Source organism: Paraburkholderia sp. RL17-337-BIB-A (assembly GCF_046025895.1).
In the GTDB taxonomy this organism is placed as follows: Bacteria; Pseudomonadota; Gammaproteobacteria; order Burkholderiales; family Burkholderiaceae; genus Paraburkholderia; species Paraburkholderia fungorum_C.
The window spans coordinates 2,904,905-2,925,887 of record NZ_JARESY010000001.1 but is presented as its reverse complement, the minus strand read 5'-3'; the positions used below and the strand labels follow the sequence as shown (position 1 = coordinate 2,925,887).

Below are 20,983 nucleotides of genomic sequence, written 5' to 3'. Positions count from 1 at the left end.
GGTCGCCTTGACGCATCCCCTCACCCTGCAAAGGTGTAACAGCATGTGTCCGTGATTGCATGCTGGCCGTTTCGCGCAGAACTTATAGAGCGTTGCAGAACATGCCGGCACACGCGCCCGGGCGTAAAAAAAGCCCCGCGTAAAAGCGGGGCTTTTTGTTCACCCTCGGTTCACCCTCGCGGGCGAGACCCGGCCATTAGTGGCAGCGGTTTTCCCAATGATGGTGGACGCGCACTTTGTGGCATTCCTTGTGATGATGCTCGTAGGCCTGGGCGGGAGCGATCGCGCTGAGGGCAGCTACGGCTGCTGCGAGGGCAAGAATGATTTTCTTCATTACAAAATCCTTAATCGACGTGATGGTGCTAACGCTGCAGCACGAAGCGTGCCGCAACGATGCGCAAGGATGCCACAGATCGCGCGCTCAGCACAGGAACGCTGGCCGAATGCATGGGTCAACTCAAAACGACGAGCTTCGTGGCGTTTTATCCCTGAGCGGCGGCGCAGCGTAGCGTGTAATTTCAACCCATCTGTAGCCGCCATATGTTCGCTCCGGGATTGCGCGCCACGCCGTGAAACGGCTACCCTTTCAATCCGATGACGCGTGCGTATCGCGTCGTCCATACATCGGGCAAAAGATGGAAGACCCAGCAATGGAAGATTCCGACGAATTACTGCTCCCGGTCTGGCGAGCGAACCTGGTGCTGCTGACCCGCGAGGTGGGCGCGGCGACGCGTCTCGCGCGCATGATGACCTTTTCCGCCAGCTATCTGAAACTGATCTTGTCCGGCCAGCGCGAATTCAGCGAGGAGTTCGTGCGCGGTATCGAGGCGGTCACGGGCTTGCCGAACGGCTGGATGAACGCGTCACACACGCAAGAGGACATACCGGCCAAGGCGCGCGAAGCAATCGACAATGAACAGCCGCTTGCGCGGTTTCGCGGCACCGCGCATCCGGTGCGCAAGAAGACCGTGCTGCGGCCGCCCGAGCCGATTTTCGGCCAGACGGGCCCGGCCAAACGCGTGGAAGAAGAGACGCTCGACGCCGAAACGCATCGGCGTCAGGCGCATTTTCGCAAGGTCCGCGATGTGGCGATGCAGGACGTGCGGCGTTTCGAGCGGCATTTGAGTCATGCGCCGGTGGACCTTGCGTCGATGCGCTCGAAAGTGGAGGAGGTGATCGCCGCCGCCGATCTCGACGATCCGATTCAGGCCGACCTGGCCGGCCGGCTGGAACAGATCGAAAAGCATCGGCATTTACTGCTCAGGCATGTGGAGCGCTTGCAGGCTTTGCTTGGGCAAATCGGGGAGGGCGATTGATGCCCGCAGCAGGGTTTCTGTTTTATGCGGGCTTGAAGCCGCTCGCCGCCACGCCGCAGCCTAATGTCGAGCCACCTGACGCCTGCGCCGCGCGTGAAATTCCGCCTCGAGCGTCCACGTCACGCCATCCTGCGCAAGCGCGACGCCGGTCCAGCGGAACGAATCGCTCGTGATCTCGGTGAAATTCCATCGGATCGGCGTGCCGTCGGCGTGTGTGCCGATCTGCACGAGATCATTGCCGACGCGCCGGCCGGTCAGTTCATCGCGCTGGCCAGTCAGCGGATTGAGGTAGGTCACGCGCCACGCCCGCAGTGCTGGGTCCCACACTCGCAGCGTGGTGCCGTACATCGTGTCGCCGGGTTCGAGCCCGCTGTGAGGCGCGCTGCGCGGCGGCATGATCCAGACGTCCTGCACGGCGCGGCCCTCCAGTACCCAGCCGAAATGGATCTCGCCGCGGCGGCGCGCGCTGCCCAGATCGACGCGGTAATGCAGCACGTCCATGTCCCAACTGCCGATCAGCCAGCCGTAAACGTCGTCCGCCGCGGCGATGCCGGCGGCGCGCGCCGGGGCGCTCAATGCGGCGTGAAACTCGCCGTCCAGGGTGTCGTCCAGCAGGTTCATCGTGTGTGCTCCTTCGGGTGTTCCAGTGAAAAGCGCTCTCGCCGGAACGGGCAAAACCACGCCGGCCGCCGATGTGCTAAAACCACGATACGGTCTCTGCCGAGGTGCATCTTGGGGAAAATTGCCGTCACTTTGCAGCAGGCACTCGCGCAGCGGGCACGGGAAGGCACGCGCGGCAGCACGAGCGCGCGTGCGTTGGCCCAGGGCGAGGGCTGGGATGTCGCGGACATCCTTTGCACCTTCGGCCCACGCGACCAGCCATTCGAAGAACGGCACGCCGGTGTGTGCATCGCGATGGTGGTCGCCGGTTCGTTCGGCTACCGGGCGGGCACGGGGCGTGAGTTGCTTGCGCCGGGCGCGCTGCTGCTCGGCAATCCGGGTGACTGTTTCGAATGTGGCCATCGGCATGCGGCCGGCGATCGCTGCATCGCCTTCCGCTATGCACCCGCGTACTTTGAGCGGCTCGCCGCCGATGCGGGCATCGCGAGCGGCAATCTCAACTTCAGGCTCGCGCGCATTCCATCGCTAGCCGCGTTGTCGCCGCTGATTGCGCGGGCTTGTGCCGGCGCGTTGGAAGCAGGCGAGACGGTGTGGGACGAACTCGCGGCCGAACTGGCCGTCGCCACGCTCAAGGCGGCGGGCGGGTTGACGCATGCGGAACCACCTGCAAGCGCCACGGCCTGGTCGCGCGTCGCGCAGACGGTGCGCCTGATCGACGACACCCCTGGCGCGCCGCATACGCTCACGAGCCTCGCTGCCGCGGCGGGCCTGAGCGAGTTCTATTTCCTGCGTACGTTCCAGCGCGTGAGCGGCGTGACGCCGCATCAATATGTGCTGCGGGCACGTTTGCGAGCGGCGGCGCTGCGCCTTCACGACGACAACGCGAAGGTCGTCGATATCGCGCTCGATTGCGGCTTCAACGATCTGTCGAATTTCAATCATGCGTTTCGCGCGGAGTTTGCGTCGAGTCCGCGGGCATGGCGCGCGCGGGGCAGGGCGCGTCGCGCATGACGTGGTGCGCTCTGTTCATCAGGCTGGCCGCCGCGTTGGCGCTGGTTGCGTGCGCAACCGTCTCGCAGGCTGAGGGGAGTACCGCCAGCAACTTAAGCACCACCAGCGCTTCAGGCACGTCCAGCACGTCCGGCACGTCCAGCACGTCCAGCACGTCAAGCACGTCAAGCCCCTCAAGCCCCCCAAACGACGACCTCTCCCCCTCGACGATGGAGCGCGACGTCCATCTCTTCGTGATCCAGAAGGACGGCTCCGTCGAAGAACACGACGACACGGTCCTGCGGGCCAACACGACGAGCGGCGTCGACGATATTGCGCAACGCTACGTGTGGTTCAACAAGGATATCGAGCAGGTGCAATTGCTGGGCGCCGAAACGATCGACCCGAACGGCGTCGCGCATCCGGTCGGCCCCGAGGCGATCCGCGACGTGCAGGAACCCCGCTCGGCGGGCGCGCCGAGTTTCGAAGACGGGGTGCTGCGCACGGTGATCTTTCCGGGCGTCGAGCCTGGCTCGCGCGTGCATCTGGCGTTTCGCAAGACCCGCACGAAGCCCCTGCAGGCCGGCACCTTCGCCTACCTGGTCGAACCGACGCGCGATCCGGTCGAGATGCAGCGTCTGATCTTCGACCTGCCCGCCGACGTGCCGCTTTATGCCGATGCGCGTGGCTACGTCGCGCTGCCACCGGTGACGGCAAACGGCCGCACCCGCTACGAGTTCGACTACCGGCACGGCCCCTATGCGCCGCTCGAAGCGGGCGCGGTCGGCTATGCGAACTGGGGCGACCGGTTGATGGTGTCGACGGTGCCGGACTTCGCGAGTTTTGCCGCGCGCTATCGCGGTCCTGCCGCCGACGCGACGGCGAGCGACCCGGCGATCGTTCGACTCGCAGAGAGCCTGACCGCCCAGGCCAGCGACCCGCGCGCGAAGGCGCAGATCCTGTACGACTGGATGCGTTTGAATATTCGCTACGTCGCGCTGTTTCTCGGCGAAACGGCGGCGATCCCGCACAAGGCGATCGACATCCTGCGCAACCGCTATGGCGACTGCAAGGACCACGTCGCGTTGTACGGCGCGCTCCTCGCCGCGGTCGGCATCCGCAGTGAGGCCGTGCTGCTCAATCTCGGGCCTTATTACAGTTTGCCGGACGTGCCCGGATACGGTGCAAGTGCGATCAATCATGCAATCGTCTGGATTCCTGAGTTGTCGTTGTTCGCCGACACCACGGCGGGCGGCGTCGGCTTTGGCTATTTGCCGCCGAGCGTCATGGACCGGCCGGTCCTGCTGGTCGACGCCGGAGTGTTATCGCGCACGCCGGCCACGCAAATGCGCGAGCGCACTGCGCGTCTGCAGATCGATATCGATGAGAGCGGGGCGGCGAACTACGCTTACCGCGTGGAGGACGATGGCTATACCGCGGAGCTCGAACGCAATACGTTTCGACGGGCGACGCGCCAGCGTACGCAGCAGATCGCGGCCAATCGTCTATTACTGACCGGCTTGCATGGCACCGCGCAGTTGCGCGTGGGCGATGTGGGCGCGACCGGCGGCCCGTTTTCCACGTCGATGCAAGGACGCGTCGAACACTTTGTCTGGACCGACGGCACGACGGCGGTGCCCGCGCTGACCAGCTTGTCCGGCGGAATGGCGGGGCAGGTGCAGGGATGGCTTGCGGAGCCCGCCCGGACCCAGCCGTGGGCGTGCATCGGCGGGGAATTCGATGAGACGCTGGAGATGGCGCTGCCGAGGTTCGCGCGCGTGTCGGATGTTCCGCCGGATGCCACGGTGAAGGATCGGTTCTTCGAGTTTTCTTCTCGCTACGTGTTCGATCCGGCCGCGCGAGTCCTGCAGGTGAGGCGACACCTTCGCGCCACGTTTGGGCATCAGATGTGTTCCGCTGATGAATTCGCCGAAGTGAAGGACGATCTTGTCCGGATCGAGCGGGATCTCGATGCCGAGGTGGTGGTCAAGGTTGCCAGGTAGGCACGCGAGGCAGTGGCAATGGGAGCGGCGGTGGCAGTGGCATCGGCAGTGGCAATGCGCGCGGCATTGGCAGTGGCAGTGGTAGTGGTAGCGGCGGCAGCGGCAGTGCCAACGGCAGCGGCAGTAGAAAACACCACCACTGCCGCACGAACAACACGGCCGTCATGGGCAAAACGAGACGCTTAACTCCCGCTCTTGGTCACGATAGGCACCCACGCTCCGTTCTTGACCTGATACAGCGTGGAAGCACCGCTCTTCAGCGCCCCGGTGCTGTCGAAAGAAATCTTCCCGGTCACGCCGTCGTAGTCGATCGCCTTGAGCACCGGCCGGTAGACCGCCGGCGAACTCGATTTCGCCTGCTGCATCGCCTTGATTGCGGCCCATGCGCCGTCATACCCAAACGGCGCGTACGACAGGATATCCACCCCGAAGCGCTTTTTGAACTTCGCGGAAAAGTCCTTGCCGCCCGGCAACTGGGCCAACGGTCTGCCGTATTCCCAGGCCATCACGCCTTCGGCCGAGTCGCCGGCAAGCTTGATGAAGTCCTGGTCCATCACGCCGCCACCGCCCACCAGTTGCGCGTTCATCCCCAACTGCTTCATCCGCTTCGCAAAGCCCGCCGCCTGGGTATCCAGACCGCCGAAGAAAATCAGATCCGCGTTGGTCGCCTTGATCTTGGTGATCTGCGTGCTGAAGTCCACCGCGCGATTGTCGGTGTATTCGCGCGTCACGATGGTGCCGCCGTGTGCCTTCACCGCCTTCTCGAACTCGTCGGCCTCGCCCTGGCCGAAGGCGGTGCGGTCGTCGATGATCGCAAGGCGTTTGGCCTTGGTCACCTCCACGGCGTAGACGCCCGCGTTGCCGGCGTTCTGCGCGTCGGTGGAAATCACCATGAAGGTGTTCGCAAAGCCTCGCCCGGTAATGACCGGATTGGTCGCGGCCGGGTCGATCACCGGAATGCCGGCTTGTTCGTACACCTGCGAAGCCGGAATCGTCGTGCCCGAATTGAAGTGGCCGACCACCACCGACACGCCCGCGTCGACCAGCTTCTGCGCGGCCTGCACGCCGATGCGCGGGTCGGCCTGGTCATCCTCGGAAACGATCTGGAATTGCGCGACCTTGTCGCCGATCTTGATCTTCTGCGCGTTGGCTTCCTCGACCGCCAGCCGGACGCCGTTCTCCAGGTCCTTGCCGTAGCCGGCGTTGGCCCCGGTCAGCGGCGCGGCGAAGCCGATCTTCACCGGCAGGTCGTCGGCAAAACTGGCCGGCGGCACGATCGCGAAGACAGCGCCAACGAACAGTGCAAGCGGTTTCAGCGTGTTGCGAAGGCTCATGGTCTCACTCTCCATCGACAGTTTCAGGTGTGAAAGCGGCAAGGCAGTAACGCTGGATCGGCGCGCGAGCCTGGGTTCACTTCGCGTGGCGCGCATCGTCAAGAGTACGGATGATTGGACGCCATAAACAATCGGGGAATCTGCCCCGTAGGGAGTCCCCGTCCCGAAGGAAGTCCTCTTGGGATCGGGGGGCTGCGAAGTGCGTTCAGATGCGGGTCAATCTGGCGCGAATATAGAAAGCCAATTTGTCACCGTCTTGGCAGTTCGCGGCGCTTTGAATGAGCATTTCAGCATAGGCGGCACGGCGCTTGGGCTGACAGCCTGTCAGCAGCATCGCGTAGGCGCGGATTGCGGCATATGCTTAAGAAGCGGAATGGCGGAATGGCGGAATGGCGGAATGGCGGAATGGCGGAATGGCGGAATGGCGGAATGGCGGAATGGCGGAATGGCGGAATGCACGGAATGGCGGAATGGCGGAATGGCGGAATGGCGGAATGGCGGAATGGCGGAATGGCGGAATGGCGGAATGGCGGAATGCACGGAATGCACGGAATGCACGGAATGCACGGAATGCAGATATGCAGATATGCAGATATGCAGATATGCAGATATGCAGATACGCAGGAAATGCAGGAAATGCAGGAAATGCAGGAAATGCAGGAAATGCAGGGAATCCACGGGCGTACCGAGGAATGCGGCGCGGGAACGCCGCCCGCCGAAGCAGCTTGGAGGGGAGGGGCTAACGTAGACCAGCAGGACGGGTCCAGCAAAGCAACGCTGGCCACGCCGTTCAACGAGCCGACGTGCGCCCCGGCCTCACCAGTCGCGCACTCGCGGAACAAGACCCGCGAATACGCCAATCAAAACGACAAGCCAGCCGGACAAAAACGCAGGCCAGTCAAAACGCCCTCAACGCTCGCCTTGCTGGCGCAGCAACTCTTCACGCAGACGCAGTAGCGGCGCCTTGGTCTCTTCATCGGCCCAGGTGTCGAGATCGTCGATCGCGCGCTGGCAGCCGTCGAGCACCAGGTCGAGGTCCACCGGCACGCCATTGTTGAGTGCGAATTCGATGGTCTCGGCGAACTGCTGGCACTCGTCCTCGCCGTACGAAATGTCGAGGTTGTCGGCGATCACTTCGGCGATGTTGCTGCGCGCCTTGTCGTCGGGCGTCACCATGTCGACGATGCCGCGCGCCACCGCCGGCGAATAGTAGAGTGCGATGTCGAGCCACTGTGCCGGATCGAAGTCGGCCTGGTCAAACTGGTTCTCGAAGTACTCGATCGCTTCCTGCTCGTGCGCTTCGTCCGCGTCGACGCTTATGCACAACTGTTCAAAAAATTCTTCCCGCTCGCTGCGGATATAACCGTCCATCGATGCCTCGTCTGCTGAATGCCGGATGCCGGAAGCCCGGACGCCCGGATACCTGAAAAATGCGGTGCGGGCGGGTACGTGCCTCGCCCACGCGGCACGCATTATAGGACCGCCGGCTAACAGACGTGGGTCACGTGTCTCCCGCGAGCAGATCGTGCTGTGCGGCCGAAGCACCCACTGCAGCGTGTCTTCAGGCCGGTCGTGATGAGATCGCTTCGTGGAACCGCGGTTCTCTCCGCCGACTTACGCTGTCTCCGCCACCCAGGCGTCGAACCATTCACGCGGCTGCGCGATTTCGTTCTGCACGGCCACCAGTTCCAGTTCATAGCGCCCAGCCTGCCATGTCGCCTTGACTACCGCGTTCACGGCGGCCAGCGTGTGTTCAAAGGCCGCGCGGATCGAATCGCCCAGCAGCGTGCGCGCGACAAACACCGCGCTCGTCAGATCGCCGACGCCCACCGGCTGCCGCGCGAACGGGTAGAGCGGACGCTGGCCCATCCACGCCTCGCGCTCGGTGACGACCAGCATGTTGAACCGGTCGGCGGGGCTGTTACGATCGAGCAGATGCTTGACCAGCATGAGCTTCGGCCCGCGGGCGATAACCTCGCGGCAGGCGGTCACGGCTTCCTCGAGCGTATCGATCTCGCGGCCTACCAGGCGTTGCAACTCGGTATGGTTCGGTGCCATCGCGTCGGCCATCTCCGGCATGGTGCGCACGAGAAATTCCTGGATGCCCGGTTCGACCTTGCAACCGCTCGCGGCGCCCATCACCGGATCGCAGAAGTACCACGCGCGTGGATTCGCGGCCTTCACGGCCTTGACGATTTCCAGCACCGATTGCGCCTGCTCAGGGGTGCCCAGATAGCCGGACAGCACGGCGTCGCAGCGCGGCAGCATGCCGATCGCGCCGATCCCCTCGACCAGCTCTTCCATTTGCGAGGCCTCGATCGCACCGCCGGTCCAATGGCCGTACTGCGTGTGATTCGAGAACTGGACGGTATTGAGCGGCCAGACATTGACGCCGAGCCGGCGCATCGGAAACACGGCCGCGCTGTTACCGGCGTGCCCGAAGACGACATGTGACTGGATGCTCAGAACGTTTTTCGTCATGGTGTGGCCGGCGCAGGCGATGATGCGCGATCAATGAGAGCGGAAGGATGGCCGCGGCAACGAACCGGACATGGCCCGGGCGCCTGAAACGGCATGACTGTTACAGATGATGCAAGAAAAACGCCAATCTGCGTAGTCAGGAAACAATACATGAGTTTGTCACGCGCGAGGTGATCCGTCCCCGTGTTGTTGCGTCGAACCATCAAACGGGGGGACGGGGCGCCAGGACGAAGGGCACTTAGGGCGCCGGCTTGCGTAAAAGCCAGCGCTACGTGAGTGGGCCGTTGTCGAGGTTTTGCGCAGCCGCGCTTCAGGCGAGTTCGCGATACAACGTCAGATAGCGCTCGGCCGAAGCGCCCCAGCCGAAATCCTGACGCATCGCGCGACGCTGCGTGGCTTTCCACTCGGTGCGGCGCTCGTGGAGTGCAAACGCGCGGCGGATCGCTGCCGTCAGGCCTTTCGGTTCGAATCGTTCGAACACGAAGCCGGTGGCGAGATCGTCGGCGAGATTTTCGAGCGACGCGTCGACCACCGTGTCCGCCAGGCCGCCGACGCAATGCACGAGCGGCAGCGACCCATAAGCCAGCGCATACAGTTGCGTCAGCCCGCATGGCTCGAAGCGCGACGGCACCGCGATCACGTCGCTGCCGGCGACGATCGTGTGCGCGAGCGTTTCGTCGAAACCCAGTTCGACCGCCACCGATTCCGGATGCGCATGCGCGACGCGTTTCAAACCGTGTTCGAGCGCCGGATCGCCGGTGCCGAATACCACCAGCTGGCCGCCGCGTTTGACGATTTCGGGGACCGTCTCGAGCAGCAGGTCGAGGCCTTTCTGCTCGGTCAGCCGGCTCACCACGCCGAACAGCAGCGCATCGCTTTTCTGCGCGAGGCCGAAGCGTTTCTGCAGCGCCTCCTTGCAGGCCAGCTTGCCGGCCAGACGGCTGGCCGTGTAGTGATCTTCGAGCAGCGCGTCGGTGGCGGGATTCCACACGGCGTAGTCGACGCCGTTCAGGATGCCGCTCAGATCGTGTGTGCGATGGCGCAGCAATGCATCGAGCCCGCCGCCCTGGGCGAGTGTCTGGATTTCGCGGGCATAGGTGGGGCTGACGGTGGTGATACGGTCGCTGTAGTAGAGGCCCGCCTTGAGGAACGACAACTGCCCGTAGAATTCGACGCCGTGCATGCTGAAGAAGTCGTCCGGCAGCGCTAGCTGGCCGAACAGATGCGCCGGAAAAACGCCCTGATACGCCAGGTTGTGCACAGTGAAGACAGTGCGCGCGAAGGAGCGGCCGTGCTGCCGTTCAGCGGCCTTCAGATACGCCGGCGCGAGCCCGGCGTGCCAGTCGTGCGCGTGGACGATCTGCGGCGCCCACGCCGGGTCGAGGTGCTGTGCCAGTTGCGCGGCGACCCAGCCGAGCAGGGCGAAACGTTGCGCGTTGTCGCCGTACGGCACGTGTTCTTCGTTCAGATAGGGGTTGCCGGGCCGGTCGTACAGCGTACCGGCGCGGATCACATAGACGATCAGACCGTTCGACGGCAGCGTGCCCTGTTCGAGCGTGACGCCTGGCGAATCGAAACGGCGGCCCAGTTGCGCCACCGGCCGCAAGTCGCTCAAACCGGCGACCACCGCCGGGAAGCCGGGCAGCAGCACCCGTACATCGGCGCCGAGCTCGCTCAGCGCCGGCGGCAGCGCGCCCGCGACGTCGGCAAGACCGCCCGTTTTGAGGAGGGGATACAACTCGCTTGCGACGTGCAGGGCGCGAATCGTCATAGGCTCGGTCTCGTTCCTGTTAGTGCGAGGTTTGCGTAACGGTGACATGAAGGCTTACAGGAGCGGCAAGACGGGCGGCGGCTCCGCCAGCCCGTTCAGTTCTTTCGCGTTGCCGCTCCGGCGCGGATCACTTCCCCTTCTGCCGCAGTGCCTCGGGCGTCACCAGCACGACGCCATCGTCCGTGCGATAGAAGCGTTCGGCGTCGGCCACGGGATCTTCGCCGATCACCGTGCCGTCCGGAATGGCGCAGCCGCGGTCCACCACTACCTTCTGCAGCCGGCAGCTCGCGCCGACGGTGACCTGCGGCAATAAGACTGCCTCATTGATATTACAGAACGAACTCACTTTGACGTTCGACGACAACACGGAGCGCGAAATCTGCGAGCCCGAAATCACACAGCCGCCGCACACGATCAGATTGTTGCCGGAGCCTTGCAATCCTTTCATGTCGCGGACGAATTTGGCGGGCGGTAACTGTTCCTGATATGTCCAGATCGGCCAGTTGCGGTCGTATAGGTCGAGCGTCGGAATGGTGGAGGCGAGGTCGAGATTGGCGGCCCAGTAGGCGTCGATCGTGCCGACGTCGCGCCAATATGGCTCCACGTCCGGGCTCGACGAGACGCACGACATGCTGAACGGATGCGCGATCGCCGTGCCCTGTGTGACCACGCGCGGAAGGATGTCCTTGCCGAAGTCGTGATCGGTATCGACGCTCGAGATGTTCTCCTCGAGCAGCGAATACAGGTAATCGGAACTGAACACGTAGATGCCCATGCTCGCGAGCGCGGAATCGGGGCGGCCCGGCATGGCGGGCGGATCGGCGGGTTTTTCGACGAAGCCGGTGACGCGGCGGTTTTCATCCACCGCCATTACGCCGAACGCGACGGCCTCCATGCGCGGCACCTCGATGCAGCCGACCGTGCAATCCGCGCCGCTTTCCGCGTGGTCCGCGATCATGCGCGTGTAGTCCATCTTGTAGATGTGGTCGCCCGCCAGCACCACCACATATTTCGGCCGGATCGAGCGGATGATGTCGAGATTCTGAAATACGGCGTCGGCGGTGCCACGGTACCAGTGCGCGCCTTCCACACGCTGCTGGGCCGGCCACAGATCGATGAATTCGCCGAATTCGCCGCGCAGGAAGCCCCAGCCGCGCTGCATGTGGCGCAATAACGAGTGCGCCTTGTATTGCGTGACCACCGCGATGCGGCGGATGCCGGAGTTCAGACAATTGGAGAGCGCGAAGTCGATGATCCGGTATTTGCCGCCGAAGTGCACCGCCGGTTTGACGCGTTTGTTGGTGAGCGGCCCAAGCCGCGTGCCCCGTCCGCCCGCGAGGACGATGGCGAGGGTAGTGCGTTGCAGATCATTCAGCCGTGCCGGAGTTTCCATGTCTGTCTCCTTTGTCGACCGGAGTTGGCGCTTTAGCGCTTACTCCGGTGCCATGCAGCGCATCGACTGGAGTTAGCGTGTCGGCTGGAGTTGACGCTTTAGTTGCGTTTACGCCAGCCCCATAGCGCTTACTCCGGTCCCATGCAAGATAGTTGCTGATTAGCATGCCCCGGATGTCTTGTTCGCCTGCTTCTGTTCCGCTGCTCTCCGCTGATGATTCGTGCTGCCGGCGGCGCCGTCTTCGCGGCCCCGTCTGCTAGTTCTAGCACTGATTTGCCGCGGGGGAGTAGTGTGAATTGTGCGGATGCCGGTCGCCTGCCTACTTGCGCACGATCAACCCTTGCATCCCAGGCATCCGTGCGCCACGCCACATAGGGTGCGAGGTGCAGTGCCGCAATATGCGTGCCAAACCGGCCGGCTCCGCCGTCAGCTTGCGCGTGCGGCAGCAGAGTCGGACGGCGCGTCGTAGAATCGTGCGCTCTGAACGGGGTGCGCGCGTTGGCCTGTTGGCGCGCGAGGCCTGCATGTTGTCCGCCGATTTCTCTTTGCAAGAAAACTATCGATGAATTTTCGCCGCCAGTCTTTGTTCGCCATGTTGAGCGCCTGCATACTAGCCGCGGCGCCAGGTGTCTTTGCCGCCACGCCGGCCAGTGCCGCGGTGGCGGATGGTCCTGCCAGTGCCGTTGGTGCTGTTAGTGCCTGGAGTACGGCTGCTTCCGGTGCTGCTTCCGCTTCTGGTACTGTTCCCCAGCCCGATTTCGCTGCAGCGGGTGTCGCTCCCGCAGCGGCTGCGGACAACAGCGGCCCGGCTTACGGCCCTGAGTTGCAGGGCTTCAATTATCCGGCGCCAGTCGAGCAGTACGACTTCACCTCGCAAGGCGCGGCGCTGCACATGGCGTACATGGATATCAAGCCGGAGCATGCGAACGGCCGCACGGCCGTGCTTCTGCATGGCAAGAATTTCTGCGCGGCGACGTGGGACGCGACCATCCATCGTTTGAGCGACGCCGGCTATCGGGTGATCGCGCCGGACCAGATCGGCTTTTGCAAGTCGAGCAAGCCCGAGCACTATCAGTACAGTTTTCAGCAACTGGCGCGCAACACGCATGCGCTGCTCGCATCGCTCGGCGTGAGCGACGCGACCATGATCGGCCATTCGACCGGCGGCATGCTCGCAATCCGCTATGCGTTGATGTATCCGCATGAAACCCAGCAACTGGTGCTGGTCAATCCGATCGGCCTCGAGGACTGGAAGGCGAAGGGCGTGCCGTCGTTATCCGTTGACCAATGGTACGAGCGTGAACTGAAGACGACCGCGGACGGCATTCGCCGCTACGAGCAGGCCACCTATTACGCGGGCCAGTGGCGGGCGGACTATGAGCCGTGGGTGCAGATGCTGGCGGGCATGTACCGCGGCCCGGGCAAACAGATCGTGGCGTGGAATTCCGCGCTGCTGGACGACATGATTTACACGCAGCCGGTGGTGTATGAACTGAGCCACCTGACCATGCCGACGCTTTTGCTGATCGGCCAGAAGGACACAACTGCGATCGGCAAGGACGCCGCGCCGCCCGAGGTGCGCGCGAAGATCGGCCATTACCCGGAGTTGGGCAAGGCGGCGGCGAAGGCGATTCCGCACGCGACGCTCGTCGAATTTGCCGGTTTAGGGCACGCGCCGCAGATCCAGGACCCGCAGGCGTTTTATAAGGCGCTGCTCGAGGGGCTGGCGGCGGTGCCGGCAAATCGGTGAGTTTTGGTGTTGACAAAAAAAGAAGGGCGGCCTTTGTTAATACAGGCCGCCCTTTTTTCTTGCTTGCCGGCGACGTTACTTACTGGCGCTCAACTCTTCGCGCACTTGCGCGGCGATCTCGAACGAGCGCAGCCGCGCTTTGTGATCGTAGATTTGCGCGGTCAGCATCAATTCATCTGCGCCGGTCTGATCGATGACCGACAGCAGTCCTTCGCGTACCGTATCGCGATCGCCGATCACGGAGCAGGCGAGCGAGTGCGCGACGCCTTTCAACTCCATCTCCGACGCTTCGAGCCGTTCGACCGGCGGCTGCAACTGACCGGGCGTGCCACGCCGCAGGTTGATGAACTGCTGCTGCAGCGAGGTGAACAGATGCTGCGCTGCTTCGTTGCTGTCGGCGGCGAACAGGTTGACGCCGACCATGGCGTGCGGTTTATCGAGTGTCGCCGACGGCCGGAATTGTTCGCGATAGACCTTGAGCGCGCTGAACATGTAATCGGGCGCGAAGTGCGATGCGAACGCGAACGGCAGACCGAGAGCCGCAGCCAGTTGTGCGCTGAACAGCGACGATCCGAGCAGCCACAGCGGCACATGGAGACCTGCGCCGGGGACCGCGCGAATGCGCTGGCCCGGCACGGGGTCGGCGAAATAGCGTTGCAGCTCGACGACGTCGTCGGGGAAAGAGTCGGCGCTGTTCTGCAAATCGCGGCGCAGTGCGCGGGCGGTGCTTTGATCGGTGCCGGGCGCGCGGCCGAGGCCCAGGTCGATACGATCGGGGTAGAGCGAGGCGAGGGTACCGAATTGTTCCGCGATGACTAGCGGTGCGTGGTTTGGCAGCATGACGCCGCCGGAGCCGACGCGGATTTTCTTTGTTCCACCGGCGACGTAGCCGATCACCACTGAGGTGGCCGCGCTGGCGATGCCGGTCATGTTGTGGTGTTCCGCTAGCCAGAAGCGGCGGTAGTTCCAGTTTTCCGCGTGTTGGGCGAGGTCTAATGTGTTTTTGAACGCGTCCGCGGGGGTGGCACCGGTGTTGACCGGCGACAGGTCTAGGACCGAGAAGGGGATCATTTTCTGTTCATTGGCGGTTTCGGGCGCTTTCGCGCGATGGGGCATTGTGGCAAAGGTTTGGGTTTTCTGCTGATGGTGGGGGATGTCCACGTTCGTGGGAGGGGTGTTGTTTTTGCCTGTTCGGGGGCTGCGTGGCGGTTGGTTGTCTGTTTGCCTGCGGCGGTGGCCCGTTGTTGATTTGTTTGCCTGCGCGGCGCTTGTTTGTCTGTGCTTTTGTGGTGTTGGCCTTTCCTTGAATTGATATTGGTCTATTAGCGTCGCCCCTGTGCGGGGCGGGCACCTACTTTTCTTTGCCTGCCGCAAAGAAAAGTAGGCAAAAGAAAGCGGCTCACACCGCTAATTCTTAAGCGGGTCCCCCGCACAGTCGCGGTAGTGGTGCATCTGGAATCTGTGCTCCCGCACATTCGACGCGAGTGACAAGGCAGTCATACTTCCCGCCTCACACTACGTGCTCGTCGGAACGGGCCATCCGGAAGCCAGTGGCCTCGCTCGGCATACTTCCCGCCTCGCACTGTGTGCTCGCCGGAAGGGTTCATCGTGCAAACCGGCGGCTTCGTTTGGGAGCAGGTGGGAAGCATCGGCTTTGCCTCGGCGAGACACACTGGCGACGGCGGCGAGAAGCGGAGGCGAAGACGCAATACACGCCGCGCCATGGCGTCAAACGACCCGTGAGCGCAAAAACGCGGCGGGCGGTTTAAGAAGTGCCCTTCGGCGCGCGGAGCGCCGCCGGAAGAATGACGGCTTTGTCACACACGCTGAATGTGCGAGAAGCCAGATTCCAGATGCACCACTAACGCGACTGTGCGGGGGACCCGCTTATGCGCTGGCGGTGTGAGCCGCTTTCTTTTGCCTACTTTTCTTTGCGGCAGGCAAAGAAAAGTAGGTGCCCGCCCCGCACAGGGGCGACGCTAATAGACCAATACCAATTCAAGGAAAGGCCAAAAAACCAGATCAAGGAAAGGCCAAAAAGCCAGATCAAGGAAAGGCCAACGCCGCAGGCAGACAGACAACCAAGCGCGAGCAGACAAACAAAAACAGGAAAACACAATCGCCACAGGCATCCAAAACAACCAAGCGCCGCGCAGCGAAAAACACCTCTCGGTTACATGCAAACCCGATATAGATATGTTCGATCAATATTTAACAACCGCATGTAGCGCTGGTACCTTGAACCCCTCGAACAGAGCACTGCATCCAGCAACCAAAGCCACCGCCCCGCCGGGCAAAGAAACCACCCCGGGAGACACCCAAAGTGTCCATCGAATTCATCGGCATGATCCAGACCCGCAAGGTGTCTGAAACCCTGGAAGGGCTGGTCGAAGCCGAGCCGGACGTCCTCACCTGAGCGCTCCCTGGATGACTCTACGTTTCGATGCGCCGGTTTCGCTCCGGCGCTGGCAACTCGTGTCCACGTTGCCGGTTGCCGGCGTGCTTCGGCGCATCGGCCTCGCACCCTTATGGACCGACATCTTCAACACCGCGCTCGCCCGCGGTGCGTGACCGACTTACCCCGCCACCCATCCTCTGAACATTCGATGACTCAAGCTTTGAGACCGGACCGGCTACGCGCGTTCGTCGGACGGATTGCGTCGCTGGTCGACGAGCAGGTGCCCGAAGCGCATCTGCTCGAAGCCGGCGGTGTCGCGCTACGTGAACTGATCGCCCACGACGACTGGTTGCCCGACGCCTTCGCGCAACCCGATCCCGAGCGCTATCAGCAATTCCTGCTGCATGCCGATTCGCGGCAGCGCTTTTCAATCGTCAGTTTTGTATGGGGGCCGGGGCAGTCGACGCCCGTGCACGATCACACCGTATGGGGTTTGATAGGCGTGTTGCGTGGTGCGGAAATTGCTGAGGGTTATCACATCACGTCAGACGGAATACTGAAGGACGCGGGGGCGGCAAAACGCCTCGGCGCCGGCACGGTGGACGCCGTGTCGCCGCGCATCGGCGATATCCATCGCGTGAGCAATGCTTTTGGTGATCGTACGTCGATCAGCATTCACGTGTACGGTGGAAATATCGGCGCGGTGACGCGTTCCGTCTATCCCGGCAGCGGAGGCCGCAAAACTTTTATCTCCGGTTACTCGAACGACGTGTTGCCGAATATCTGGAATGTTTCAAAGGAGTCCCCGATCTCATGAGTTTCGCTAAAGAATTCCGTATCCGATCATTCGACGATGTGCGCCGCACCTTGCTAGATCGCGAGGAAATCGCGCTCGTCGACGTGCGCGAGGAGGATCCGCACGCGCGCAGTCACCCGCTGTTCGCTGCAAATCTGTCGTTGTCGCGGCTCGAACTGGAAGCGCCGGTGCGCTTGCCGCGTCGCGACGTGCCGGTTGTCGTGTTCGACAACGGCGAAGGGCTTGCCGAGCGCGCCGCGCACCGGCTGAGCGAGTTGGGTTATACCGATATCGCGCTGCTGGAGGGCGGATTGCAAGGCTGGCGCGAGGCGGGCGGCGAGCTGTTCCAGGACGTCAACGTGCCGAGCAAGGCATTCGGTGAACTGGTCGAAAGCGTGCGCCATACGCCCTCGCTGGCAGCGCAGCAGGTGCTGTCGCTGCTCGATCATGAAGCCGACGTGGTGGTGCTCGATGCGCGCCGCTTTGACGAATACCAGACCATGAATATTCCCGGCAGCGTGAGCGTGCCCGGCGCGGAGCTTGTGCTGCGCGCGCGGCAGCTCGCGCCGAATCCTGCCACACGGATCATCGTCAATTGCGCGGGGCGTACGCGCAGCATCATCGGCGCGCAGTCGCTGATCAATGCGGGCGTGCCGAATCCGGTTGCGGCGCTGCGCAATGGCACGATCGGCTGGACGCTTGCAGGCCAGGCGCTCGCGCACGGCAGCTCGCGCCGCTTCGAGCCGCTTGTCGATGATGCACTTCGCCTCGCCGCGGCCGATTCCGCGCGCGGCGTGGCGGATCGTGCAAGGGTGGGCCGCACCTCGCGCGACGAAGCGCGCCGCTGGGCCGACGAAGCGGTACGCACCGTGTATCGCTTCGACGTGCGCACGCCCGAAGAATACGAAGCGGGGCACGTGCCCGGCTTTCGCAACGGACCTGGCGGTCAACTGGTGCAGGAGACCGACATGTTCGCGCCGGTGCGTGGCGCTCGCGTGATCCTTGCCGACAACGACGGCGTGCGCGCGAACATGACCGCGTCATGGCTCGCGCAGATGAATGTCGAGGTGTATGTGGTCGATGGCTTGGGCAATGCGGACTTCGGCGAAAAAGGCCCCGCGCCCGCCGCGCGCCATGCGCCAGCACCACCCGATGTCGATGAGATCGCGTCGGCAGGACTGGTTACGCTGTTGCAATCACGTGGCACCGTCGTGCTGGATTTCACGACCAGTGCGAACTATGTGAAGCGCCATATTCCCGGCGCGTGGTTTGTGATTCGCGGACAGCTCGACGAGGCGTTGCGCAAGCTGCCGGATGCACAACGTTATGTGCTCACCTGTGGCAGCAGTGTTCAGGCGCGCTTCGCCGCGCCTGAGGTGGCGGCGTTGACGGGTAAGCCGGTGCAGGTGCTAAGCGGCGGCACGAACGCGTGGATCGAAGCGGGCCTCGCCGTGGAAAGCGGCGAGACGCGTCTGGCGTCGCCGCGCATTGATCGTTATCGTCGTCCGTATGAGGGAACCGATAACGCGCGCGAAGCGATGAATGCGTATCTGCAGTGGGAGTATGGCCTCGTTGCGCAACTTGGGCGCGATGGCACGCATGGTTTTCGCGTGCTCTGACGGGCCTTCCTGAGCGAAGCAGGCGAGGTTGGTGAGTCAGGTAAGGCTGGTGAAATCAGGTAAGGCCGGTGAGTTGGCCGAAGCAGTTGGAGCGAAAGAAGGCGAGGCCCGTGAGTCGGCCGAAGCAGCTGGAGCGAAAGCAGGCGAGGCCGGTGAGTCGGCCGAAGCAGCCGGAGCGAAAGCAGGCGAGGCCGGTGAGTCGGTCGAAGCAGCCGGAGCGAAATCACGCGGGACCGGTGAGGTGGCCGAACCAGCGGGAACGAACGCGGCGTGCGGCTCAAGCTGCGCGCCGCGCACGCGCTTCCTTGAATTGCCGCTCGATCGCCGCGCCGAACCGCTCCACCGGCTGTTGCAATTTACCCAGCACGCGCGGATGCACGAGCCAGATATCGATGAGCGGCTTGAAGTCGCTGATCGAGACGATATCGAGTGCGTCCGCGTGAGCGCTTGCCTTTAGCAGGGGGAGGGGCACGAGACCCAGGCCGTTACCGTCGGCGACGAGTTGCAGCTGCAATTCGGTGCCGAGCGTTTCCAGATTGAGCTTGAGCGCGAGCCCCTGGCCTGTCAGCGTGCGTTGCAGGCCGTCGCGAAAGCCGCAACCATCCGGATTCAACACCCACCCGATCGACTGGCATTCCGCCAGTGTATGCGCGCGTCTCTTCAACATGCCTTTCTGCGCGATGACCGCCAGTTTGATGCGGCCAAGCGAGCGTGCCGACAATGTCTCGTCGAAGGTCTTGTTGTTGGGTAGCAGGATCGCGGCGGCGTCGAGCTCGCCCTGCTCGACGCGTTGCAGCAGCTGGCTGCCCCAACCGGTCGACGCACGTGCTTGCAGATCAGGATAGGCCGCCTTGAGACTGCGCATCGCATCCGTGAGCGCGATATCGGCAATCGTCTGCGCGACGCCGAGGCGCAAGGTGCCAACCGGCGGCGTGTCGGTGGCGACGATTTCGCGCAGCACGTCGAGTTCGCGCTGAATCACACGGCATTGTTCATAGACGACGCGCCCGTTGCCGTCGCCTTGAGCGGGCGCGTATTGCGGTCGAGCAATTCGACGCCGAGCGCCTCTTCGAAATTCTGCAGACGGCGCGTGATGGCGGGTTGCGTGAGGCCGAGCGAAAGCGCCGCCTGTTGCAGCGACTGGCAGCGAATAACGGTGACGTAGGCGTCGATTTCGTCGATCTTCATGGTGAGCGGTGACTCGATGAGGGCGCGGGAGACGCTAGATTCGTGCGCTCGATGATACCCGTATCGATGCGCGCGCATGCCTCGCCGCTCAAGAAAATCCGCATATTTGCTTGGCAGAATAATGCGTTTGTCTTATACAGAGGCGAGCCTTATCGTGCGATAGCACATCATCTGGATGGCACGACGTAAGCGCCGTATGGACGCACCGATTGCCGAAAGCGCGGTGTGGGCCGTCAGCCACCGGGCGTTGGCGATGCGTTCGGCGCGCTGCTCGCGCGGCTCACTATGACCGCAAGGCAGAATTTCCGCACGCCAATCTGGCGCGACTGCACGAATTCGATCTGCTCTCCGTGCAAGCCGCTTGCGCCAGCGCCGCAGGTTGCGAATCATCTGCCAATTCGGTGTAAACGCGCTCTCGTCTAAATCCGCCAATCCGTTTAGATTAGCTCCACTTGGAAGGCTTATCGAGGGACCAGGGCGGCCAAACAAGCAGCGGTCTGCCATTCCGGCGATGGCGCAAGGTTAGGGGCTAAGGTCTCTCACCGCTTCGGCTGGGATTGGACCGCTGCGCGTCGTCCGCGGTGCCGCGTTTTTCAGGCGGCTTCCTGGCCGCCGGTTGTTGCCGGTTTTGACCGTATCGACCGGCCTGGCGACGCTTTGCACAGCGTCGCCTTTTTGCTTGTGGGGATGGGGTTTGTGGGGGTGTCGTGGGTTTCTTGCCTACGGCGTTGGCGTTTTCCTGTGTTGTTTGTCTGCTCACGCGTGGTTGTCTGTTTTGCCTACGGCGTTGGCCTTTCCTTGAATTGGTATTGGTCTATTAGCGTCGCCCCTGTGCGGGGCGGGCACCTACTTTTCTTTGCCTGCCGCAAAGAAAAGTAGGCAAAAGAAAGCGGCTCACACCGCTAATTCTTAAGCGGGTCCCCCGCACAGTCGCGGTAGTGGTGCATCTGGAATCCGTGCTCCCGCACATTCAGCCTTGGTGACCAGGCAGTCATACTTCCCGCCTCGCCCTGCGTGCTCGCCGGAAGGGTTCATCATCAAACCAGTTGGTATGTTTGGGCGTGATGGGGAGCCATCGGCTTCGCCTCGGCGATGCACCGTGGCGACATAGAGAGACACAGGCAAAGATGCGGTATACACGATACTCGCCGAGTCACCGTGCCAGATGAAGCGTAAGCGCGAAAACGCCGCGGACCGTTTAAAGAAGGGCCCTTCGGCACGCGCAGCGCCGCCGCAAGCATGACGGGCTTTGCAAACAAAGCCGATGATCTACAGGAGTCCGAGCGAAACCACGAGTCCCGATGCCCCGTTCCGTCGAGCACG

The 20,983-nt window shown here is 63.1% G+C and carries 18 protein-coding genes; 8 read left to right on the top strand and 10 right to left on the bottom strand.

Annotated elements, in window-relative coordinates:
• Positions 1 to 196 precede the first annotated feature (196 nt).
• Positions 197 to 334 carry a hypothetical protein gene (locus tag P0D84_RS13100; RefSeq protein ID WP_408336956.1) on the bottom strand — a complete coding sequence of 46 codons (138 nt, stop codon included), beginning with the start codon at positions 332 to 334 and terminating at the stop codon, positions 197 to 199.
• A gap of 316 nt (positions 335 to 650) precedes the next feature.
• On the opposite strand from P0D84_RS13100, the gene P0D84_RS13095 reads away from it, so the two are divergent.
• Entirely contained in the window at positions 651 to 1,316 is a 666-nt protein-coding gene (locus tag P0D84_RS13095) for a hypothetical protein (RefSeq protein WP_408336954.1), read from the top strand.
• Between the two features lie 60 nt (positions 1,317 to 1,376).
• Here P0D84_RS13095 and P0D84_RS13090 read toward each other — a convergent pair whose 3' ends face one another.
• Positions 1,377 to 1,937 (bottom strand): hypothetical protein, encoded by a 561-nt coding sequence (locus P0D84_RS13090; protein WP_408336952.1) that lies wholly within the window; start codon positions 1,935 to 1,937, stop codon positions 1,377 to 1,379.
• A 111-nt stretch (positions 1,938 to 2,048) separates the two neighbouring features.
• Between P0D84_RS13090 and P0D84_RS13085 the strand changes: the two genes are divergently transcribed.
• Positions 2,049 to 2,948, top strand: coding sequence for a helix-turn-helix transcriptional regulator (locus P0D84_RS13085; protein WP_408336950.1), 900 nt, complete (start codon positions 2,049 to 2,051; stop codon positions 2,946 to 2,948).
• Positions 2,945 to 4,930: a DUF3857 domain-containing transglutaminase family protein gene (locus P0D84_RS13080; RefSeq protein WP_408336948.1), complete on the top strand. Its 1,986-nt coding sequence runs from the start codon at positions 2,945 to 2,947 to the stop codon at positions 4,928 to 4,930. Before P0D84_RS13085 ends, P0D84_RS13080 begins: the two co-directional genes overlap by 4 nt.
• A gap of 182 nt (positions 4,931 to 5,112) precedes the next feature.
• Here the strand turns inward: P0D84_RS13080 and P0D84_RS13075 are convergent, their stop codons facing one another.
• Entirely contained in the window at positions 5,113 to 6,264 is a 1,152-nt protein-coding gene (locus tag P0D84_RS13075; protein WP_408336946.1) for a branched-chain amino acid ABC transporter substrate-binding protein, read from the bottom strand.
• Between the two features lie 357 nt (positions 6,265 to 6,621).
• Between P0D84_RS13075 and P0D84_RS13070 the strand changes: the two genes are divergently transcribed.
• Positions 6,622 to 7,221 (top strand): hypothetical protein, encoded by a 600-nt coding sequence (locus P0D84_RS13070; RefSeq protein ID WP_408336944.1) that lies wholly within the window; start codon positions 6,622 to 6,624, stop codon positions 7,219 to 7,221.
• On the opposite strand, the gene P0D84_RS13065 is transcribed toward P0D84_RS13070, so the two are convergent.
• From P0D84_RS13065 to glgC, 4 genes are all read right to left on the bottom strand, one after another.
• Positions 7,174 to 7,635 carry a hypothetical protein gene (locus P0D84_RS13065; protein WP_408336942.1) on the bottom strand — a complete coding sequence of 154 codons (462 nt, stop codon included), beginning with the start codon at positions 7,633 to 7,635 and terminating at the stop codon, positions 7,174 to 7,176. The two genes, P0D84_RS13070 and P0D84_RS13065, sit on opposite strands and share 48 nt — an antisense overlap.
• A 243-nt stretch (positions 7,636 to 7,878) precedes the next feature.
• Positions 7,879 to 8,745 (bottom strand): pyridoxal kinase PdxY, encoded by an 867-nt coding sequence (gene pdxY, locus P0D84_RS13060; protein WP_408336940.1) that lies wholly within the window; start codon positions 8,743 to 8,745, stop codon positions 7,879 to 7,881.
• Between the two features lie 310 nt (positions 8,746 to 9,055).
• Positions 9,056 to 10,516 (bottom strand): glycogen synthase GlgA, encoded by a 1,461-nt coding sequence (gene glgA, locus P0D84_RS13055; RefSeq protein WP_408336938.1) that lies wholly within the window; start codon positions 10,514 to 10,516, stop codon positions 9,056 to 9,058.
• A gap of 127 nt (positions 10,517 to 10,643) precedes the next feature.
• The gene (gene glgC / locus P0D84_RS13050; RefSeq protein WP_408336936.1) at positions 10,644 to 11,909 is read right to left on the bottom strand and encodes a glucose-1-phosphate adenylyltransferase; all 1,266 of its coding nucleotides are present in this window, start codon (positions 11,907 to 11,909) and stop codon (positions 10,644 to 10,646) included.
• 562 nt (positions 11,910 to 12,471) lie between these two features.
• Between glgC and P0D84_RS13045 the strand changes: the two genes are divergently transcribed.
• A complete protein-coding gene (locus tag P0D84_RS13045; RefSeq protein ID WP_408336934.1) occupies positions 12,472 to 13,659 on the top strand; it encodes an alpha/beta fold hydrolase in 1,188 nt (395 codons plus the stop codon).
• Between the two features lie 75 nt (positions 13,660 to 13,734).
• On the opposite strand, the gene P0D84_RS13040 is transcribed toward P0D84_RS13045, so the two are convergent.
• Positions 13,735 to 14,730 (bottom strand): LLM class flavin-dependent oxidoreductase, encoded by a 996-nt coding sequence (locus P0D84_RS13040; RefSeq protein ID WP_408339820.1) that lies wholly within the window; start codon positions 14,728 to 14,730, stop codon positions 13,735 to 13,737.
• Positions 14,731 to 16,086: 1,356 nt separating this feature from the next.
• Here P0D84_RS13040 and P0D84_RS13035 point away from each other — a divergent pair.
• From P0D84_RS13035 to P0D84_RS13025, 3 genes are read left to right on the top strand one after another with little or no spacing between them, the layout of a single operon-like run.
• Positions 16,087 to 16,230, top strand: coding sequence for a hypothetical protein (locus P0D84_RS13035; RefSeq protein ID WP_408336932.1), 144 nt, complete (start codon positions 16,087 to 16,089; stop codon positions 16,228 to 16,230).
• Positions 16,231 to 16,265: 35 nt separating this feature from the next.
• On the top strand, positions 16,266 to 16,874 hold the full coding sequence (locus P0D84_RS13030) for a cysteine dioxygenase family protein (protein ID WP_408336930.1): 609 nt from the start codon (positions 16,266 to 16,268) through the stop codon (positions 16,872 to 16,874).
• Entirely contained in the window at positions 16,871 to 18,472 is a 1,602-nt protein-coding gene (locus tag P0D84_RS13025) for a rhodanese-related sulfurtransferase (protein WP_408336928.1), read from the top strand. The genes P0D84_RS13030 and P0D84_RS13025 overlap by 4 nt, the downstream gene beginning before the upstream one ends.
• Before the next feature lie 277 nt (positions 18,473 to 18,749).
• On the opposite strand, the gene P0D84_RS13020 is transcribed toward P0D84_RS13025, so the two are convergent.
• Both P0D84_RS13020 and P0D84_RS13015 read right to left on the bottom strand, forming a co-directional pair.
• Positions 18,750 to 19,454: a substrate-binding domain-containing protein gene (locus P0D84_RS13020; protein WP_408336926.1), complete on the bottom strand. Its 705-nt coding sequence runs from the start codon at positions 19,452 to 19,454 to the stop codon at positions 18,750 to 18,752.
• Positions 19,451 to 19,660, bottom strand: a complete 210-nt coding sequence (locus P0D84_RS13015; protein WP_408336924.1) for a LysR family transcriptional regulator — start codon at positions 19,658 to 19,660, stop codon at positions 19,451 to 19,453. The genes P0D84_RS13020 and P0D84_RS13015 overlap by 4 nt, the downstream gene beginning before the upstream one ends.
• Positions 19,661 to 20,983 lie beyond the last annotated feature (1,323 nt).

What these genes read in the sequence shown, in the direction of transcription:
- P0D84_RS13100 (WP_408336956.1), bottom strand. Translation starts at nt 334, where the DNA reads ATGAAGAAAATCATTCTTGCCCTCGCAGCAGCCGTAGCTGCCCTCAGC.
- P0D84_RS13095 (WP_408336954.1), top strand. Translation starts at nt 651, where the DNA reads ATGGAAGATTCCGACGAATTACTGCTCCCGGTCTGGCGAGCGAACCTG.
- P0D84_RS13090 (WP_408336952.1), bottom strand. Translation starts at nt 1,937, where the DNA reads ATGAACCTGCTGGACGACACCCTGGACGGCGAGTTTCACGCCGCATTG.
- P0D84_RS13080 (WP_408336948.1), top strand. Translation starts at nt 2,945, where the DNA reads ATGACGTGGTGCGCTCTGTTCATCAGGCTGGCCGCCGCGTTGGCGCTG.
- P0D84_RS13075 (WP_408336946.1), bottom strand. Translation starts at nt 6,264, where the DNA reads ATGAGCCTTCGCAACACGCTGAAACCGCTTGCACTGTTCGTTGGCGCT.
- P0D84_RS13070 (WP_408336944.1), top strand. Translation starts at nt 6,622, where the DNA reads ATGCTTAAGAAGCGGAATGGCGGAATGGCGGAATGGCGGAATGGCGGA.
- P0D84_RS13065 (WP_408336942.1), bottom strand. Translation starts at nt 7,635, where the DNA reads ATGGACGGTTATATCCGCAGCGAGCGGGAAGAATTTTTTGAACAGTTG.
- pdxY (WP_408336940.1), bottom strand. Translation starts at nt 8,745, where the DNA reads ATGACGAAAAACGTTCTGAGCATCCAGTCACATGTCGTCTTCGGGCAC.
- glgA (WP_408336938.1), bottom strand. Translation starts at nt 10,516, where the DNA reads ATGACGATTCGCGCCCTGCACGTCGCAAGCGAGTTGTATCCCCTCCTC.
- glgC (WP_408336936.1), bottom strand. Translation starts at nt 11,909, where the DNA reads ATGGAAACTCCGGCACGGCTGAATGATCTGCAACGCACTACCCTCGCC.
- P0D84_RS13045 (WP_408336934.1), top strand. Translation starts at nt 12,472, where the DNA reads ATGAATTTTCGCCGCCAGTCTTTGTTCGCCATGTTGAGCGCCTGCATA.
- P0D84_RS13040 (WP_408339820.1), bottom strand. Translation starts at nt 14,730, where the DNA reads ATGATCCCCTTCTCGGTCCTAGACCTGTCGCCGGTCAACACCGGTGCC.
- P0D84_RS13035 (WP_408336932.1), top strand. Translation starts at nt 16,087, where the DNA reads ATGACTCTACGTTTCGATGCGCCGGTTTCGCTCCGGCGCTGGCAACTC.
- P0D84_RS13030 (WP_408336930.1), top strand. Translation starts at nt 16,266, where the DNA reads ATGACTCAAGCTTTGAGACCGGACCGGCTACGCGCGTTCGTCGGACGG.
- P0D84_RS13025 (WP_408336928.1), top strand. Translation starts at nt 16,871, where the DNA reads ATGAGTTTCGCTAAAGAATTCCGTATCCGATCATTCGACGATGTGCGC.
- P0D84_RS13015 (WP_408336924.1), bottom strand. Translation starts at nt 19,660, where the DNA reads ATGAAGATCGACGAAATCGACGCCTACGTCACCGTTATTCGCTGCCAG.